Annotated in this window: 15 protein-coding genes; 9 read left to right on the forward strand and 6 right to left on the reverse strand. The window is 60.2% G+C overall.

Going from position 1 to position 17424, the window contains the following annotated elements:
- Positions 1–16 precede the first annotated feature (16 nt).
- From DXC99_RS06750 to DXC99_RS06765, 4 genes are read right to left on the reverse strand one after another with little or no spacing between them, the layout of a single operon-like run.
- The gene (locus DXC99_RS06750; protein ID WP_117629700.1) at positions 17–1921 is read right to left on the reverse strand and encodes a Stp1/IreP family PP2C-type Ser/Thr phosphatase; all 1905 of its coding nucleotides are present in this window, start codon (positions 1919–1921) and stop codon (positions 17–19) included.
- Positions 1918–2334 carry an FHA domain-containing protein gene (locus DXC99_RS06755; RefSeq protein ID WP_006235180.1) on the reverse strand — a complete coding sequence of 139 codons (417 nt, stop codon included), beginning with the start codon at positions 2332–2334 and terminating at the stop codon, positions 1918–1920. The genes DXC99_RS06750 and DXC99_RS06755 overlap by 4 nt, the downstream gene beginning before the upstream one ends.
- Positions 2335–2340: 6 nt before the next feature.
- Positions 2341–3351: an FhaA domain-containing protein gene (locus tag DXC99_RS06760; protein WP_117629701.1), complete on the reverse strand. Its 1011-nt coding sequence runs from the start codon at positions 3349–3351 to the stop codon at positions 2341–2343.
- Positions 3348–5201, reverse strand: a complete 1854-nt coding sequence (locus DXC99_RS06765; RefSeq protein WP_117629702.1) for a serine/threonine-protein kinase — start codon at positions 5199–5201, stop codon at positions 3348–3350. Before DXC99_RS06765 ends, DXC99_RS06760 begins: the two co-directional genes overlap by 4 nt.
- A gap of 154 nt (positions 5202–5355) precedes the next feature.
- On the opposite strand from DXC99_RS06765, the gene DXC99_RS06770 reads away from it, so the two are divergent.
- The 5 genes from DXC99_RS06770 (at position 5356) to DXC99_RS06790 (ending at position 10688) form a co-directional block, all read left to right on the forward strand.
- On the forward strand, positions 5356–7512 hold the full coding sequence (locus tag DXC99_RS06770; protein ID WP_158551671.1) for a helix-turn-helix transcriptional regulator: 2157 nt from the start codon (positions 5356–5358) through the stop codon (positions 7510–7512).
- Between the two features lie 242 nt (positions 7513–7754).
- A complete protein-coding gene (locus DXC99_RS06775; protein ID WP_147329351.1) occupies positions 7755–8546 on the forward strand; it encodes a hypothetical protein in 792 nt (263 codons plus the stop codon).
- Positions 8547–8584: 38 nt separating this feature from the next.
- Complete coding sequence (locus DXC99_RS06780; protein ID WP_147329352.1) at positions 8585–9382, forward strand: hypothetical protein; 798 nt, start codon at positions 8585–8587, stop codon at positions 9380–9382.
- A complete protein-coding gene (locus DXC99_RS06785; protein WP_117629706.1) occupies positions 9379–10023 on the forward strand; it encodes an ABC transporter ATP-binding protein in 645 nt (214 codons plus the stop codon). Before DXC99_RS06780 ends, DXC99_RS06785 begins: the two co-directional genes overlap by 4 nt.
- Before the next feature lie 5 nt (positions 10024–10028).
- Positions 10029–10688, forward strand: a complete 660-nt coding sequence (locus DXC99_RS06790; protein ID WP_117629707.1) for a DUF5028 domain-containing protein — start codon at positions 10029–10031, stop codon at positions 10686–10688.
- Between the two features lie 103 nt (positions 10689–10791).
- On the opposite strand, the gene DXC99_RS06795 is transcribed toward DXC99_RS06790, so the two are convergent.
- Positions 10792–11508, reverse strand: coding sequence for a hypothetical protein (locus DXC99_RS06795; protein WP_117629708.1), 717 nt, complete (start codon positions 11506–11508; stop codon positions 10792–10794).
- A gap of 116 nt (positions 11509–11624) precedes the next feature.
- On the opposite strand from DXC99_RS06795, the gene dnaX reads away from it, so the two are divergent.
- Complete coding sequence (gene dnaX / locus DXC99_RS06800; RefSeq protein ID WP_158551672.1) at positions 11625–14090, forward strand: DNA polymerase III subunit gamma/tau; 2466 nt, start codon at positions 11625–11627, stop codon at positions 14088–14090.
- Between the two features lie 21 nt (positions 14091–14111).
- On the opposite strand, the gene DXC99_RS06805 is transcribed toward dnaX, so the two are convergent.
- Positions 14112–14585 (reverse strand): hypothetical protein, encoded by a 474-nt coding sequence (locus DXC99_RS06805; protein ID WP_117629710.1) that lies wholly within the window; start codon positions 14583–14585, stop codon positions 14112–14114.
- A 184-nt stretch (positions 14586–14769) separates the two neighbouring features.
- Between DXC99_RS06805 and DXC99_RS06810 the strand changes: the two genes are divergently transcribed.
- The 3 genes from DXC99_RS06810 to recR all read left to right on the forward strand — a co-directional run bounded on the left by DXC99_RS06810 (position 14770) and on the right by recR (position 17227).
- Positions 14770–16176 (forward strand): ATP-binding protein, encoded by a 1407-nt coding sequence (locus DXC99_RS06810; RefSeq protein ID WP_117629711.1) that lies wholly within the window; start codon positions 14770–14772, stop codon positions 16174–16176.
- A gap of 120 nt (positions 16177–16296) precedes the next feature.
- The gene (locus DXC99_RS06815; protein WP_006235174.1) at positions 16297–16617 is read left to right on the forward strand and encodes a YbaB/EbfC family nucleoid-associated protein; all 321 of its coding nucleotides are present in this window, start codon (positions 16297–16299) and stop codon (positions 16615–16617) included.
- 13 nt (positions 16618–16630) lie between these two features.
- On the forward strand, positions 16631–17227 hold the full coding sequence (gene recR / locus DXC99_RS06820; RefSeq protein WP_006235173.1) for a recombination mediator RecR: 597 nt from the start codon (positions 16631–16633) through the stop codon (positions 17225–17227).
- Positions 17228–17424: the final 197 nt, after the last annotated feature.

Raw genomic sequence — 17424 nt, forward strand, 5'->3', positions numbered from 1 at the left:
AAGCGGCACTCCCTTTCTAATTCTTATCGGAGGCTTCGGCCTCGGCTGACTGTTCGGCGGTTTTCTCGGAATCTGACTCGGAGGTGGATTTCTGATCGGTGTTGTCGCGAATCGTTTGCGCGTCAATCACCTGACGGGTCTGCTCCTCGTCAATCTGATGGCGGTACTTGGAAATGGTGTCCTGCGCATCGTCGACACTCGTTTGCGGAATGCCTGCCTTCAGGCGGTTTTGCGTGTCTTCGGGCAGGTCGGACAGCTTGATGCTGGTTTCGCTCTCGAGCCAGTGGAGCTCGACCCCGAGCGTCTTGCCGGGCAGGCCGCGCCAGACGGCGACATTGCCGTGGAAGGTTCCCAAGTAATAGGAGCCGGTGACGCCCGTGTATGCCCAGATGCCTGCTACCAGCACAAAGACAAGGGCCAAGACGGCGGCGATGGTGACATTGCGGCGTCGGAGGCGTTTTGCCTCGCGCACGACGCCGTCGTCGACCAGGTCGACGACCACCACGGTCACATTGTCGTGGCCGCCGGCGGCGAGCGCCGCGTCCACCAAGTTGTCGACACAGATCTGTGCGGTCGAGGACTGCGTAGCGATGTTCTCGATATCGCTATCGGGAATCATGCTCGAAAGACCGTCGGAGCACAGAATCAGGCGGTCGCCTTCCTCGATATGCAGGGTAAAGTGGTCGGCATACATGGCGGGATCCGAGCCCAGCGCGCGGGTGATGACCGAGCGGTTGGGGTGGACACGGGCCTCGTCGGCCGTAATCTCGCCGGCATCCACGAGCTCCTCCACGTAGGAGTGGTCGCGGGTCACGCGGATGAGCGTACCCTCGTGGAGCAGGTAGGCGCGCGAGTCGCCCACGTGGGCGATGGCGAGCGTGTCGTTTTCGATGTAGGCGCAGGTGGCCGTGCATCCCATGCCGGGTTTGCCCAGACCGTTGAGGGCGGCCTCGATCACGGCGGCGTTGGCGGCCTCGACGGCTGCGGCCAGGCGCGCGGCGTCGGCGGACTGCGGCGCCGTCTTGGCGATGGTCTCGACGGCGATGGAGGATGCCACCTCGCCGGCGGCGTGTCCTCCCATGCCGTCGCACACGCAAAAGAGCGGCGACTGCACCAGATAGGAGTCCTCATTGTGCGGGCGTACACACCCGACGTCGGAGCGGGCGCCCCACATAAGCTGCGTGGTGGTGCCGGCGTCGTAGGTCGAGTCGGTCTCGATGCGCTCGTCGGTCAACGGCTCAAAGCTCATGGTCGAGCCGGGATCTTTGAGCTTTGCCTCTACGGCGGCGACATCGATCTCGGCGGTGTCGCCGGGGGAGACGGTGTCGGCATCGTTGCCCGACTCGACGTCGGAGACGTCCGGAAGGCCGAGATCTTCGGTTACGCGGTCGGCGGGATCGCCGTCCTGCTGCGGCTCGACAGCCGTCGGCTCGGGGGTCGCAAAGTGCGACGGCGCGGGCGTGCTCTGGGGTTGAGCGGAGGGCTCGGGAGCTGTGGCGGGCGCGGCAACGGGCTGCTCGACTTCGGCAGGCGTTGCGGGTGCGGGTGCCGCCTCGCTTGCCGGGGCGACGGGGAATACCGGCGCGACGGGCTCGGGGGCTGCAAACACGGCAACGCTCTCGTTAATCGCCTCGGCGACGGGCTCGGCAAAGTGAGCCGGTGCGGGCGTTGCCTCCGGTTCCGCGGGCTGCTCGGCGGTGTGCGCGCCGATGGGGGCGTCGAGCAGCCCGGTGTCGGCGTCCTCGTCATCGTCATCGACGAGTGCCGGATATTCTTGAGTTACATGCGAAAGAGGCAGGGAGAACACGGTGTCCTCGGGCTCTACGGTCGCAGGGCGCGCCGGAGCGGCATGAGCCGGCGCAGCTGCGGGGGCAGTCGGCGTCTCGGGCATGGTTGCGGACTTGTTCTCCTCGTCGATCATCGACGGTTCACCTTCATGACCACGTCGCCAATCTGGACCTCGTCACCCTCGCGCAGCGTTGCGGGCTCCACCAGCTGACGGCCGTTGACGAGTGTGCCGTTCAGCGAGTTGAGGTCCTCGATGATGAGTGCCGGGCCCTGCAGCGAAAAGCGTGCGTGCGAGGCCGAGACAAACGGTTCGTTGATGCAGATGTCCGAGGACGGTGAGCGGCCCACGATGACGGGGCCGAGCATGTCTACATGGATGCCACGGATGCCGCGCGGACCCTTGTCCACATCGATCGTCCAGATAGCGGAGTCGCGGCGCTGGCCGCGTACGAGTCCCACGCCGGTTTTCATGACGGCGAACAGGAAGATGTAGAGCAGGGCGACCAGGACGATGCGGCCTGCAAAAAGGACGATATCGATGTTCATAAGCGACTATCCCCTAAATTCAAAGGTGCTTAGGCCAAACGTCAGCAGGTCGCCGTTGCGCAGCGGGCAGCGCGTGATGCGGCGGTTGTTGACGAGCGTGCCGTTGGTGGAGTTGAGGTCCTCGATCGACCAGTCCGAGCCGGTAAAGGTGAGCTGGGCGTGACGGCGCGAAACGTTGGGGTCGCGCAGGGCGATGTCCGAAACCGAACGCTCGCGACCGATGGTCACCTGCGCGGAAGTGATGCTGTGGCTCTCGCCGCTCACGACGTCGACGAGCTGGGCAAGCGGGCGCTGCGGGGCGCGAGAGCTTGCCATGTTGGAGGCGATGCTGGCTGCGGCGCCCAGGCCCACGGCGGCGCCGGTCGCGGCGGCTCCGCCCATGCCGGCAAGCGCGTCGCGCGAGACGGTTTGTGGCACGGGAATGGGTGCGGCGGCGGGGTCGGGGACGTTGGGCGCAAAGGGATCGGCCACGGCGAGCGGGTCGGGAGCGGCGGCACGGGGCGCCGGCTGCTGGGGCATGGCGGCGGGGTGCTGTTGCTGCGGAGCAGCGAATTGCTGCTTGCCGGCGCGGGGAGCGCTGACGGCGCGGCTTGCGGCCGAGTTGTTCTGGCCCAGGCCATTCTGGTAGGCGCGCTCTTCCTCGTACAGGCGACCGAGCGTGGGGGCGTCGACGTTCTCGGCAAAGACCGAGAACTTACCGGCACGCAGCTGCGGGTCGATCATAAAGCGAACGAGGGGTTCGCCGACAAACACATAGCGGCGCTTTTCGGCCTGTGCCTTCACAAACTCGCGGACTTCGCGCGAAAGCTCGGGGTAGAACGGGGCGAGCATGGGATCGTCATCGACGGCGATCAGGATGGTATAGAGTGCCGGCGCGGTGTTGACGCCGTTGATCACCAGAGTCTGATCCTCCATGTCGCGAGCGGCCTGCTTGGCAAGCTTCTTAAAGGAGAACGGGGCACGGGTGGCACCGAAGATGCCGGCCACGTGGTCCTCGAAGATGTTCAGGAAGTTCACGAAAGATCACTCTCCGTATAGGTTCTTTGGTATCCGAGCAAATATAGGCATATCCCAACGATTATAGAGGATAGGGTTCCCGCAACCGCCGCCTTGACGACGACCGCGGCCGCAAGGCTGGCAATTTCCATATGGTGTGCAAGACAGAACGACGCCGCGGAGCCTATTCCGCAGCCGGCGATGGCAGCGATTGCAGTTAGGTTCGAGCCCTGCTCGGCACGCTTGGCATGGGCGTTGAGCAGCAGAGATGTCAGCGCAGCTGTCGCCGCGACGAGTACGATGGCAGCCCAGGAGAGCATGTCTCCCAGCGCCGCGGCAACATTGCCGAGCCCCAGTACGCCTCCGGCAGAAAGTGCAACCGTAGCCAGGCGGCCAAAAAGCGCGCCCATCCCCGTGGCGGCCGCGGCGCTTGCCGGGCCGAGCCAAAAGGCCGCGATGCCGGCGGCGACCCCGGCGGCAAGGAGGGCGTCGCCCGTTAGACAGCCAAGTGCCACCGCACAGGTGAGCGCAGCGCTCGCGGCTGCCTCGGTGCGGCCCCAGGCGATCCACCAACCGGACATGGTGGCGGCAAAGAGCACCGCGACGGGCAGCATCGACAGGATGCCCTGCGCCCGCATGGTGGCGTTGGCCATAAGTACCAAAAAGCCCACGGCCGAGATAGCCGAGCCAATCTGCGGGGCCAGGCCGGCGGCCGCCCCAATTGCGATGGCCGCGGCAATGAGTCCGGGAAGCGCCGCGACGCCAGCCGTCTGCATGATCAAAAAGCTAAAGGCACCACACGTTAGCGCCGAGATAGCGCGCATGGTGTAGTCGCGCGCGTGGCCCCAGCGCGTGCCGGCCCAGCCGAGTGCGGGGTCGACCTCGATGGCGTCGTCCTCATAGGGCAACGATTCGATATCGTCTGCCGCGCGCTCGTCATCCGAAAGCTCGCCCACCATTTGCTCCAGGCTGCGACGGCCTTCGCGCACATTGCCCAGGCCGGCAAGGAGCTGGTCGCAAAATGCCTCGATGCTGTTGGGGCGGTCCTGCGGCATGGGGGAGAGCGCGCTCATGAGCGCGCTCTCGGCTCCCGGGGGAAAGTGCGGGATGAGCTCGCTGGGATAGGTGGCGCCGCCGATGATGCGGTCGAGCGAGTCGGCGGGCGTGGCCGCCATAAAGGGAGCGCTGCCGCACAAGCCCTCGTAGATCACACAGGCAAGGGCGAAGACATCAGCACGTTCGTCGACCGTGCCGGTCTCGATATCGAGCTGCTCGGACGGCATGTAGCCGATGGTGCCGCCGCGCGAGCCGCCAAAGCCACCGGCGGACGACAGTCGCGCCATGCCAAAGTCGGTGAGCTTTACATTGCCCGAGTGGTCGATGAGCACGTTGGCAGGCTTGATGTCCAGGTGGAGCACGCCATTGCTATGGGCGAAGGTGAGCGCCTGGCCCAGCGCGTCGGCAATGGCCGCGGCCTCGTCAAAGGTGAGCGAATGGCCGTCCACGCGATGCAAAAACTCGGCGAGCGACATGCCGTCGACATATTCCATGACTAGGTAGGCATAGGCGGTATCGTGCGTAAAGTCGATAACCTGCACGATATTGGGATGTTGAAGCATGGCGGCGGTGTGTGCCTCGCGCAGGACATCCATGATGTCGCTGGCGGGCATGCCGGCGCCGTTGATAAGGGGGATGCGCTTAATGGCCACGCGACGGCGCAGGTGCGTGTCGCGGCAAATCTCGATGGAGCCAAAACCGCCGGTCGCAAGTGTCTCGAGCGGTTGGTACCGCTTGAGCAGCTCGCGAGAGCTGGTGCCCTCCAAGGGAACGTCCGGCGAGAACCGGGCGGTATGTTGCGAGAAAAGCGGCATGGCCAACCCTCGTGCGTTTAAAGTTCGTTTGCGAGCGGCGGGCGCGGGCCCGAGCCATTCGCGGCGGCATAGATGCTGCTAGTGTAGCACGCTCGGGCAGATGACGAGGAAAACGAGCGGTCCGGGCGATATAATGTCACGCTATGGAGGCCATATGCTCTTTTCCCGCCGTTCTGCTACATCTGCCTGCGCCATTGCGCTTATCGTAATGGCGGTCACCCCTTATCACCGGTTTTCATCTTCAATCGGCCTGGCATCAGGTGCAATGACCTGGCTCGTTATCCTGGGCGCATGCCTTGCGGCGTTTGTTCATGGTGCTGCGCTCCGCAAGGGGGGAGAAATAAGGCGGCCGGGGTGCCTTGGCGTCATCGGTGTTTTCCTCGGTGTTATTGCAACGGTTCCCGAATGGGCCGACCTGGCCTTCTATGCTCGCGGAGATTCTATTCCATTCGTGTTTGCGCCTATCTGGCTGTTGCATGGCGTTTCGTGCGCCTCGTGCTTTGCTGGGTCGTTGCTCCTCTCATATGTAATTTGGGATACGGCGGGCTCTCCTTTGACGCAGGGGGCGACAGGAACTGACGAAAGAGAAACTCGTCACCCGCAGGACGCGATTTTTACAGAAACAATAGCCGTCCTGTCTTGCCTGCTGTTTTGCTGTCGAGTTTCATGGAGAATTGTTCCTGGGCCATGGGGGATGCCCTCTGTTTCGGCCGCGTCAATTGGTCTTGTGCTTTTAATTCCTCTGGTCTATCTCGTGTTGGCTGTGGCCTCGCCGCTTTGCTGTCCTCGCGCCTTTGGCCGGGGGCAGAGCGACGTGTTTGCCCGTTCTGTGCTCGTGGCAGTCCCTATTGGCCTTGTTCCGGCTGTTGAGGCGGCATACTTCGCAAGCGATGCCGCGATCATTGCATTGCTTGCGATGGGGTCCGCTATTGCTGTTGCCTTCGTGTGCACGTTGCTAAGGGAGAAACCGGACAACAATTCGGATGTTGCCTGCGCGTCCGACCCATTCGATGCGGGGGTGTTTTCCCCTGCCCTGTCGCCTCGAGAGGAGCAGTTTGTTCGATTGCTGCTCAAAGGGAAAACGCCGGCGGAAATTGCCAAGGAGACGGATACGAAGCCATCGACGGTGCGAACAACGCTTCACCGAGCATACGGGAAGGCATCGGTTGCGGGCTCACGCGAGCTCGTGGCGTTGTTTGCGGGTGAGGGTGATACTGTAGGGCAAGAGCCGCCGCAGCGACATGCTGACGATATGTTGTCATCAGCTCGAACGCGCCGGCTGTTTCGATACCTGCTCACATTATTTTTCATCCTCCTGGCGGCAGGCCCCTTGGTAATGGCGGATAGCGATTGGGGGTCCGGTGTTTCGTGGGCTGTCGCCTTTTCTCTCTCAAGCTATGCATTGGGTCTCGGACTGTTTCTGTCGCTGTGCAGCGCGGGTGGAAAACCGAATCGCGGGGACAATCTGGATGGAGCGGATGGAGCGGATGGAGCGGATGGGGCGATTGGGCTCGGAAGCCCGTGCGTGTGGGCGATACTGTCTGCCGTGGAATGGTCTTTTGTTTATATCGCGGCATGGAGGTGCATACGCGATCCGTTGATGGCTGCACCGGTCCTGTTTTGCGGCATAGCGTCTATGGCTTCGCTCGCTGTTAAGCTGCGCCCGTTTAAGGTTCATGCCCATACTCGGGCTATCGTGCCGTTGGCGTTAATAGGTGTATCCGCTTTAATCTATGCAGCAACTAGGGGGCGAATTCATGGACTTGCGGTACTGACGGGGATGCTGCTCACGTATATAGTGCTGCGAAGCTGTCCGCAGCGCAAAATGCTTGGGGTATGGATGCTCTGCTTTGGGGCGATGGCTCCTGTTTGGGTTGTCTTGCTCAACATGGTGCAGGATCTGACGGTTTTCAAGCCGTTGTTCCTCGCGTCGTTGTTGGGGCATAGTTCGGCTGTCAATGTCGTCGTGGCAACGGTGATCGTCTGCTGGTCTGTGCCCATATTCGTCACGCACATCGCGCTCGCCCGCTCGGTTGAGGACGAGAAAGCCGTCTTGGAGTACCGCGCGAACGGGTCCACCGAAACAGCCCGCGTGCGCCAGCTGGCCCTGCTTATGTCTCGCTCCCTTTCTGATGTTCAGTCGCAAATCTTGCTGATGACGGCAGAGGGCGCAACGACAAAGGCTATTGCGGAGGATGTCGGTTACGCTGCATCTACGGTGCAAGCACTGCGGTCTGCATCTTACCGCCAGTTGAGGATCAAGAATAAAGCGGAGCTTATTTCATTGTTATCGCAGGTAGATAACGTGTAAACGCCTGAGCAATCAACTCAATAGCGGGTGTTTACAGACATCTTTCTCTATTCATGCAAAAGTTGCCGTGCGTCGACGCATTGTTAACCGCTTTTGATTAGGGCCGGGCACTGTTGCTCGGCCCCATCCCATCGATGGGAGGATGATGACATTTGAATAGAAATCTAATACGGCACGAGTTATCCAAGATATTTGGAAACCATATATTTGCGTTGGCTCTTATTTTGGCGACTGCCATTTCGATGGCAGCTGCCATCGAGGCGTGGTGGACGCTCGAGACTGAACGCAAGCAGCTGTTATCTTTTGGCTACGGCATTGGCCTGCAGTCTCAGACATACCTCGGCCAAACGCGTGAAAGTAGCTTTGGCAACTGGATTGTTGTGAGCGCGAACGCGCCGTTGTTAGCGTCGGTGTTTTTCTATGCGCTGCCGTTGCTTGCCATGTTGGCCGGGTCGTGGTCATGCCTGTCCGAGCGTTTGAGCGGTTACGAGGCACAGATCTGCACGCGTGTTTCTAGAAATGCATACGTGAACGTGAAGATGCTGTCTGCTTTCCTCTCTGCGTTTGCGGTCACGGCTATTCCGCTACTCGTGAACTTTCTGATTGTCTCCATGCTGTTTCCCGCGTATCTCCCCCGAGTCGACGAATCGACTTACGTCGGGCTCTATATGCATAGCTATTTTTCTGGTCTGTTTTATTCCCGGCCTCTGTTATACGTGCTGGTTTATACGCTGTTCGATGCGGTGACGTTGGGGGTTCTATCCATGGCCGTGACCGGTCTGTCGGTTGTGTTTCGCAGCAGAATCAAGGCGATGGTCGTTCCATATCTGATTATGGTTGCATGGCATTTTGTTAACGACTGGATTTTTCGCGTCCTTTCATGCGTTGGCTTTAACTGCAACATTCTTAACAGCATCAGGTCGGAATCGCTAAATAACTGGCCCGACATCCGAGCGGGGTTTGCAGAAATCATTTTGCTGTTCGTCTTTTCTTTGATTTCCGCGAGATTCTTAAAAAGACGCGAGGTGGTCTGATGCTGTTTAGGCTGGTCGCCGCGGACCTGAGGACCGTTTTGAAGAAGAACATCCTTACTTTTATTGCAATTGCGGCAGTGACCGTTGCGAACTTGGTATACGCCTATGGATTGTCTTCTGTGTATGGGGTTAGAACGGATACCTTGGGGTTTGCGGATAATCTTGCGCTCGTGTTTGCCGGATCTGCTCCGTTTGAGCCTAGGCCCGGGGTCATGTTTGTGCCTCCGCTAGGATGGCTTTTTCTCATTCTGCTTATTCTCTATACAACACTCGATTATCCGACCGAATCGTTACACGGGTTTGGTTTGCAAGCGCTTGTTCGATGTCGGGCAAGAACCCTTTGGTGGGTCTCGCGTTTTATCTTGGTGGCGGCGGTAACGGCATTTTCGCTGCTCGTGGTGGTTTGCTCTGTTGTGATTTGGAGCTTGATGGTGAGCGCCTCGTTCAGCGCGGTCATTCATGGTGAGTCGCTTCAGCTGGCTAATTTGGCGCCGTGGTTTCTCAAAGCTGGCGAGGCAGATGCGCTGCCGTTTTTCGTAGGACTCTTTTTTGCTTTTGAGGCGCTTGCGTTTGCGCAGGCAGCGGTTGGGTTTGTGCTTGGGCCGTCAGTCTCGTTTGTGGTTTTAATGAGCTACCTGATCTGCTCGGCATATGCACGACATTGGGCACTATTGGGTAACGCCTTGATGCTGTTGCGCTGGGGTGGAATTGTCAAAGAGGGAATCGCGGCGGGCTCGAGCGGCTTGTTTTCAATTGTGATTATGTCGTTATGCCTATCGTTGGGCGGACTGTGGTTTCGAAGGGCCGACCTTATCGAAAAGGGGGACAAGATATGAGCGTGATCGTTAGGGACGTATCGAAGCGCATGGGCAAAAACGATGTTCTGCGTAACGTGTCCATCGAGGTTGAACCTGGGACTGTGGTTGGGCTTCAGGGGATAAACGGTTCGGGCAAGACCATGCTCATGCGAGCGGTCTGCGGACTTATTAAACCAACTAAGGGCGAAATTGTTATCGATGGGCAAAGGCTCGGGATGGATATCTCGTTTCCGCCAAGCTTGGGAATGCTGATCGAAACGCCTTCTTTTATGGGCTACCTGTCTGGCTATGACAACTTGGATCTCATTGCCAAGATCAAAGGTGTCGCTACCGATGAGGATATCCGTTCTGCTCTGCGGCTCGTGGGGCTTGATGATGACGATAAGAAGAAGTATCGAAAATATTCCCTCGGCATGAAACAGCGCCTGGGAATAGCTGCGGCAATTATGGAAAAGCCGAAGCTGCTTGTTCTTGATGAGCCAACGAATGCTCTCGACGAAGCGGGCGTTGAAATGCTCAAGCGCGTTGTGGCGATGGCGGCATCAGCGGGCCGTGAGGTCCTTCTGTCCAGCCATGACGGGGAAGTGCTCGAGGAGCTGGCCGATCGGGTTTACTGCATGCGCGACGGTGCCGTTGTGAACGTTCGGGAAAGGTCGTGAGCGCGATGAAGAAGGCCCTGTGGACGAGAAGGTCGGCGCTTGCGCTTTTCGGCTGTGCTGTTACTGGCCTTGCGGGCATGAGGGTGAGCGTCGTTAACGGGAACCGGACGGTCATTCCTGAGAAATACTATGCAGAGGGCGAATGGCTCTCGATGGATGGGGCGTTTCTGGGGTCGAAGGATGTGGCGACTGATGGGTATTCGTTTTGTATAGACGGGGCGGAGCTGCTCACGCCGCGCGAGTATCTCAAGCGTGCGCATGATGATTATTCAAAATATGGCATCGTGGATACGAAAACAAAATTGAAGGACGCCGACACCACATGTGTTATCGCCGTAAAGATGCGTGTCAGGAATAAGGACAATGTCGAAGGCGGCATCAAGACGTATGTTTGGCATTTGGTACCGGAGCACGCGCCAAACTATGACTTTATGGTCAATACCGATCTGATAGCGCAGGCAATGCCGGCTTTAGACGGATTTGCAGCATTTGCCGTGCAGGTTGGAGCGGAAAACGAGTTGCTTGTCCCATTTATGATGCAAAACACCAACGATTACTTTGAAGATTACGAGACCGTCCGTTTTGAGAAGGCTTTTCCTGGGACTTATACGATGAAGATGACCGATCTGCCGGAGCGAAGGCTCTTAAGGTTTGAAGTGAAATAGCTCAAGAGCTAGGCAAAATGGGTCCATCGGCGGCACCCGCGCTCGATCCCAGGCGCCCTGGCCCGGAATGATGCGGGGCGAGGCGTCTTCGGTGTCGGCTGGCCTACCGCTTCTTCTTGTTCTTCTTCTGCTTGCGCTGCTTGCCCTTGGTCTCTTGGGGCTTGTCGCTCTGCTTGGCCTCGGCGGCAGCCTTCTCGGCCTTCATTTTCTTCTTCTTGGTCTCGATGCGGAGTTTTTTGTTGATGCGCGCCTTGAGGAAGGAGCCAAACTGCTCGGCGTCGCCACGCACAAAGGTGTCCTTAGGAATCGTCACGCCCTGGTCGGCGAACATGGCCACAAAGATGCGCTCGCCGTCGAGCACGTGGTCGAGCTTCTCAAACGGGAAGAACTGCGACTTGCCACTCTTGCCCCAGACCATCAGGCCGTCCTCGTTGGCGGCGACGCGGCGATAGCGGCCGCCCATGGACTCGTCGGCCTCGACGGCATCGATAAAGTCGCGCGCGAGCGTATGGTGCAGATTTTTGCTCCACCAGGCCAAAAAGGCGCCGAATACGATCAGCACGACGCCGAACTTGATCCAGTTGCCGCCAGCCACCAGCATGCCAATGCCAAGCAGCGCGGCAATGGCGGCGGCGACATACAGCGAGCCACGGCGCCTGGGCGAGGCGACCAGGCGCGCAAAGTCGGTGACGAGGTCGTTTTCGTACTGATACTCGTTGAGGTACAGAATGCCGTCATCGACCGCTGCCTGCGTCTCGAGCGCGACCTCGACCTGGTCGGCTGCTTCGGAGGGAACGAGGCTGCTCTCTGCGTGTGCCATGCTCTTTGGACTCCTATCGCGGCGGACTCGCCGTACGGGTTATTATGGAATGCAGTATGCCGTGCGACCGCATGGCCGCCGCGGCAACAAGACTCAGTATACCCGGGGGAGCACCCATGGAATCGTTGTACCGAAAGTATCGCCCGCTCACCTTCGACTCCGTGGTGGGCCAGCAGCATATCGTCTCGACGCTCGAGCACGCCATCACCGAGGGACGCCTGTCCCACGCCTACCTGTTCTGCGGACCGCGCGGCACGGGCAAGACCACCATGGCGCGCATTCTGGCCAAGGCGCTGCTGTGCCGCAATGCCGAGGCGGCGTGCGCCGAGGGTGCAAGCGGCTGCATGCCCGACGGTACTTGCGAGGAGTGCGAACTCATCGCCGAGGGCAACCACCCAGACGTCTACGAGCTCGATGCCGCAAGCCGTACCGGCGTGGACAACGTGCGCGAGGAGATCATCAACTCCGTTAACTTTGCCCCGGTGCGTGGCAAGTACAAGATCTATATCATCGACGAGGTCCACATGCTCACGACGGCGGCGTTCAACGCGCTACTCAAGACGCTCGAGGAGCCGCCGGCGCACGTGATCTTTGTGCTGTGCACCACCGACCCGCAAAAGATTCTGGAGACCATCCTCTCGCGCTGCCAGCGCTTCGATTTCCATCGCATCGGTAACGAGGATATCGAGCATCGCCTGGCATACGTGTGCGAGCAGGAGGGCTTCGATTGCGATGACGAGGCGCTTGCCATCGTGGCACGCCATGCCAAGGGCGGCATGCGCGACGCGCTCTCCACACTGGAGCAGCTGAGCGTCTTCGGCAACGGCACCGTGCATGCGGACGATGCCCGCTCGCTTTTGGGCGAGGTTTCGGACCAGATCCTGGGCGAGTTTTCCCGCGCCATTGCCGATCGCGATGTTGCCGAGCTCTATGGGCTGATTCGCGCGCAGGTCGAGGAAGGCAATGACCTGCTGGAGCTGACGCGCGACCTGGTGTCGCACGTGCGCGACGTGTACGTGGCGTGCGTTGCCGGTGCCCGTGCCGAGCTGTTTGAGGGCGGGGCCGAGCAGGCCGAGGCGCTTGCTGCCGAGGCCGCTGCCTTTGGCGAGCATCCTGCCGACCGTCTGGCCCGCGTACTGACGGTGCTCGACGATGCCGCCTTGGAGATGAGGGGTGCGAGCGACGTGCGCCTGGTGCTCGAAATCGCCTGCACCCGCCTGACGCGTCCCGAGGCCGATTTAACGATTGAAGCTTTGGCTGAGCGCGTGGCTCGCTTGGAGGCCATGGTTGCCAACGGCGCCGTGCCGGCGAGCGTGGCTGCTGCTCAGGCCGCCGCGCCTGCAGCATCCGTACCAGTTGCTGCCCAGCAGCCGACGCTCATTTCGGGCGCCCGTGCTGCCGCTCCGGCGGCATCCACTGCCCCCGCTGCTACGTCCGCGCATCAGGGTGGCATGCCTTGGGACCGCGGCACTGCTGTTCCAGCAGCCCAGCCTGCGCCCAGGTCCACGGCTCCGGCTCCCGCGTCCAAACCGGTAACGCCTGCACCTCAACCCGTTGCGGCTCCGGCTCCCGCGCCTGCTGCATCGACCGCGCCGGTGTCCAAGCCCAACAACGCCGCCCAGGTTGCCGCCGCCGGTGCTGCCGAGACCCCCGCGGTCGAGGACGCCGGCGAGCTCCAGCGCAAATGGGTCGAGGTCGTCGAGCGCGTCAAGGCTCGTCAGGCTTCCTATGCAGGGCTTTTGCTCAACGCCCGAGCCACCGCCGACGATGGCTCCAAGCTCACGGTCTCGTTCCCCGCGGGCTCGACTTTTGCCATCAAGATGCTCGGTCGCGCCGACACGCAGTCGGTGGTCCTGCCGACAGTCAGTGCGGTCTTCGGTCGTCGCACCGTCGACTATGTCCTGGATGGGGGTGGCACGCCGGCTCCTCAACATGAGGAGCATTCTCCATCTGCACGGGCTGCGGTATCTGCGGACCCGCAACCCGTGTCCTCGGCGGCCCCTGTATCCTCGAGTGCCAGCGCGCCGCAGCAGCAAGCGACGCCGGTGATGACACCGACTCCGTCGGCGCCTAAGCCCGCCACGCTTAAGCCTGCTGCCCCGGCGTCCGCGCCCAAGCCTGTCGCGCCTGCGTCCAAGTCGTCCGATCTGGGCAAGGCTCCCTGGCTGCGCTCCGACAACCCTGCCGGCGCTCCTGCCACGGGTAAGCTCCCGACCGAGCCCGCACCCCGTGCGCCCGAGCGCGCGTCTGCTCCCAAGGCTCAGCCCGCTGCGCCGTCTGCACCGTGGGAATCCGAGCAGGTGCCCTACGACGACGCTATGGTTGCTGGCTTTGCCGCCGATGCGGGCGGGGACGATCTGCCCCCGTTCGACGTGTCGGCCGCGGCGCCCGCGCCCAAGTCCGCTGCAACTGCCCCCAAAGAGGAGGATGCTCCTGCAGCCCCTTGGGAGTCCAACCCCGGCGCCGGCAGTCCCTTTGGCCATCAGGGTGCAGCCCCGAGTATCCCGCAGACCGAGGATGAGGCCAAAGCCCTCATCCGCAACGTCTTTGGCCAGTCCACCATCTTCAAGCCGGTGGAGTAGCTGCGCAGGCGGGTATACTGCTCAAGAAGAGGGCTCTGTGTCCGGGCGCATCTGTATTTCGGACATGTATAGTGTGGTGCCGCGTATATCGCATTCGAGCAGGCAGGTACGTGACGGTCTGCCTAGGATGCTGAGGTCGATACGATACGTCGCACGGCTGTCTGTGTACTCGACTTGCTCGGCGTTGACGGTTGCTCCGATTGCCGAATAGATGCCTGGCTCGGCATTGACAATCTTGGAGCCCTTTATCTTGACCTTGAACTCTTGGTAGAGGGACGGGCTGTTGTAGTAAACGGTTCGGGTTCCGTCGGCGTACTCATCGGTCGCTTCCCATTTGACGACGGGCTGGTCCGAGCTGGCTACCAGCAGTTCTGCTCCAAGAGCTATGGCATGGGTGATGATGACCAGTAATGCCCAGCCGACAAAGAGATAGAGAAACAAAAAAATTACGGGGTGTTTTGAGCGGATGTTTTGCAGTGCGGCTGGGACATTCACGGGGGCACCTCCACATCATCATTTATGACAATCAAATTATACCCAGCCGCCATGCGTGCCGCCTCGAGCAGCGGCTCGGCATGTAGCCGTGCGGATATATTGTCTGATTCCGGTTCTACTGGATTGAGCTTAAGATATTATGCAAGTGTGAATTATTCGATCTTGCATAATTCTGGGGTGCATAATGTTTGTCGGACGCGAAGCAGAGCTTGCAAAACTCGAATCCCTGTATGAGCAGTGTTCATTTCAGATGGCCGTCGTGTACGGTCGTCGACGCGTGGGAAAGACGACGCTGATTAACGAGTTCTGCCGCGGTAAAAGGACGCTCTCGTTTACCGCTCTCGAGCAAAGCGATGCCGACAACCTTGCGGATTTTAATCGCGCTATCGCCAGCTTTTTCAATCTCCCTACATCGATTGGCGGGTTCTCATCCTGGACTGATGCGCTGTCCTTCATCGCCGACCGGGCGCGCACCGAGCGGTTTGTCTTTGTATTTGACGAGTTTCCCTATGCGGCGATGCGCAACGAGGCACTGCCCTCGATTTTCCAGGTCGCCATCGACCGGGCCTTCAGGGAAACGAACGCATTTCTCATTCTTTGCGGCAGCAATCAGGGTTTTATGGAAAGCAATGTGCTGGGACGCAAAAGCCCCCTGTTTGGCCGGCGCACGGCCCAAATCAAGGTGCGCGATCTTGGATTTAGAGATGCAGCCAAGATGCTTCCGGGCCTGAGCGCTCATGAGGCTTTTACATTCTACGGCTGTTTTGGCGGCGTCCCGTACTATCTGCAGCAGCTGGATTCGAGCATGGGACTCAAGGAGAATCTGGCCCGGCTTTACTTCGATCCCATGGGGTTTCTCTATGGCGAGCCCGAGGGCTTGATTCGTCAGGAGTTTCAGGAGCCGGCAATGTATAACTCGATTTTGCGGGCTGTGGCTGCCGGTGCAAACCGCGCAAAGCAGATCGCAGATCGCGCGGGCGTTGCCCAGACAACGCTGCCCCGCTATCTCAAGGCGCTGGAATCGGTGGGAATTATCGAAAAGGTCGTTCCGTTTGGCGAGAGCGTCGAAACCAGCAAGCGCGGAATCTACCGGCTTTCCGAGCCGTGCTATGCGTTTTGGTTTCGGTTCGTCATGCCATATTCGTCCGATATCGAGGCCGGTTTGGGCCGGGCAGTTGCCAACGCGCTTCCAGAAGAGCAGCTGAACGAATACCTGGGTCATCGGTTTGAGGCGTTGTGTGCCGAGTGGTTGGTTGAGCAGGCGAAACAGGGCAAGTTGCCAATTCCGGCAACGGCGGTGTCATCGTGGTGGGGAACGAATCCCGACAAACGGGCTCAGGATGATATCGATGTTTTAGCTGCCGATCGGGTGTCAAAGCGTTTGGTGATCGGGGAGTGCAAATACAGGGAATCGTTTGACGAGTCGGCAGAGATTGACGACCTCGAAAGTAAGCGAGGCGTGGTAAAAGGGTTCACCGCCTCTCATTTCATGCTGTTTTGCAAGCATGACGTAAGCGCCGCGACAAAACAGAAGCTCGCCGCACGCGAAGATTGGCAAATCGTCACGCTCAAGGACATGTATATCGACTGAGGGAACGTGTCCGCCCCGCTTGCTTGCCCCGCGCCGTGGTACGATTTTCGAGTTTGAAAGACCCGCCGCGCTCCGGCTGCCCTTGCAGCTCGGCGTGCGGCCGCACGTAAAGGAGCCATCATGGCCGGTATGAACATGCAGCAGATGATGAAGCAGGCTCGCAAGATGCAGGAGCAGCTTGCCGCCGCGCAGGAGAACCTCAAGTCCCAGACCGTCGACGCCTCTGCCGGCGGCGGTATGGTCAAGGTGACCGTTAACGGCGAGATGGAGCTCGTCAACCTCACCATCGATCCCGATGCCCTCGACCCCGAGGACGTCGATATGCTGCAGGACATGATCATGGCTGCCGTCAACGAGGCCGTCCGCGGCGTCAACGAGCTCGCCAACAAGCAGATGGGCGCCATCACCGGTGGCCTCAACATCCCGGGCATGCCGTTCTAAGACACGCATATATATGAGTGCGAATCACAGTCTGCAAAAACTGCTCGATGAGCTGGGTCGTCTGCCGGGCATTGGTCCCAAGTCGGCCCAGCGCATCGCCTATTACCTGCTCGAGGCCGATGCCGAGGAGGCCCGCCGCTTGGCCGAGGCCATTCTGGAGGTCAAGCAGGAGGTCCACTTTTGCAGCCGTTGCTTTAACTACGCCACGGCCGACGAGTGCTCCATCTGCCAGGACCCTATGCGCGATACCACTCGCATTTGCGTGGTGGGCGAGCCGCGCGACGTCCAGGCAATCGAGCGCACGGGCAGCTACCATGGCCTGTACCATGTGCTGGGCGGCGTGATCAGCCCCATGGACAAGATCGGTCCCGAGCAGCTGCATATCCGCGAGCTGCTGGCGCGCCTGGGCCACGAGGACATCCACGAGGTCATTATCGCCACCAACCCCAACATTGAGGGCGAGACCACGGCGAGCTACCTTGCTCGCACCATCAAGCCATTGGGCGTTGAGGTATCGCGTCTGGCGAGCGGCCTTCCCGTGGGCGGCGACTTGGAGTATGCCGACGAGCTTACGCTTGGCCGCGCTATCGAGGCCCGCCGCGCGATCTAGGCGGCGCCAGCTTCGCGGCATGTCCCGTCGGCCTGCCGCACGGGGTGCTCATAATTGGGCACACGTTCATGCATTTGTTGTGCAACAAACCTGCTTTTCATCCGCTTATCACGTGTATGGGTCCGCTTGTACCTCGTATTTGCCCATTCGTTGCGCAACCTCTTGGGTTCGCTGATACACTCAAATGTGGATATGAA

The organism is Collinsella sp. TF10-11AT (genome assembly GCF_003437565.1).
Taxonomy (GTDB): Bacteria; Actinomycetota; Coriobacteriia; order Coriobacteriales; family Coriobacteriaceae; genus Collinsella.

What these genes read in the sequence shown, in the direction of transcription:
- DXC99_RS06750 (WP_117629700.1), bottom strand. Translation starts at nt 1,921, where the DNA reads ATGATCGACGAGGAGAACAAGTCCGCAACCATGCCCGAGACGCCGACT.
- DXC99_RS06755 (WP_006235180.1), bottom strand. Translation starts at nt 2,334, where the DNA reads ATGAACATCGATATCGTCCTTTTTGCAGGCCGCATCGTCCTGGTCGCC.
- DXC99_RS06765 (WP_117629702.1), bottom strand. Translation starts at nt 5,201, where the DNA reads ATGCCGCTTTTCTCGCAACATACCGCCCGGTTCTCGCCGGACGTTCCC.
- DXC99_RS06770 (WP_158551671.1), top strand. Translation starts at nt 5,356, where the DNA reads ATGCTCTTTTCCCGCCGTTCTGCTACATCTGCCTGCGCCATTGCGCTT.
- DXC99_RS06775 (WP_147329351.1), top strand. Translation starts at nt 7,755, where the DNA reads ATGGCAGCTGCCATCGAGGCGTGGTGGACGCTCGAGACTGAACGCAAG.
- DXC99_RS06785 (WP_117629706.1), top strand. Translation starts at nt 9,379, where the DNA reads ATGAGCGTGATCGTTAGGGACGTATCGAAGCGCATGGGCAAAAACGAT.
- DXC99_RS06790 (WP_117629707.1), top strand. Translation starts at nt 10,029, where the DNA reads ATGAAGAAGGCCCTGTGGACGAGAAGGTCGGCGCTTGCGCTTTTCGGC.
- DXC99_RS06795 (WP_117629708.1), bottom strand. Translation starts at nt 11,508, where the DNA reads ATGGCACACGCAGAGAGCAGCCTCGTTCCCTCCGAAGCAGCCGACCAG.
- dnaX (WP_158551672.1), top strand. Translation starts at nt 11,625, where the DNA reads ATGGAATCGTTGTACCGAAAGTATCGCCCGCTCACCTTCGACTCCGTG.
- DXC99_RS06810 (WP_117629711.1), top strand. Translation starts at nt 14,770, where the DNA reads ATGTTTGTCGGACGCGAAGCAGAGCTTGCAAAACTCGAATCCCTGTAT.
- DXC99_RS06815 (WP_006235174.1), top strand. Translation starts at nt 16,297, where the DNA reads ATGGCCGGTATGAACATGCAGCAGATGATGAAGCAGGCTCGCAAGATG.
- recR (WP_006235173.1), top strand. Translation starts at nt 16,631, where the DNA reads ATGAGTGCGAATCACAGTCTGCAAAAACTGCTCGATGAGCTGGGTCGT.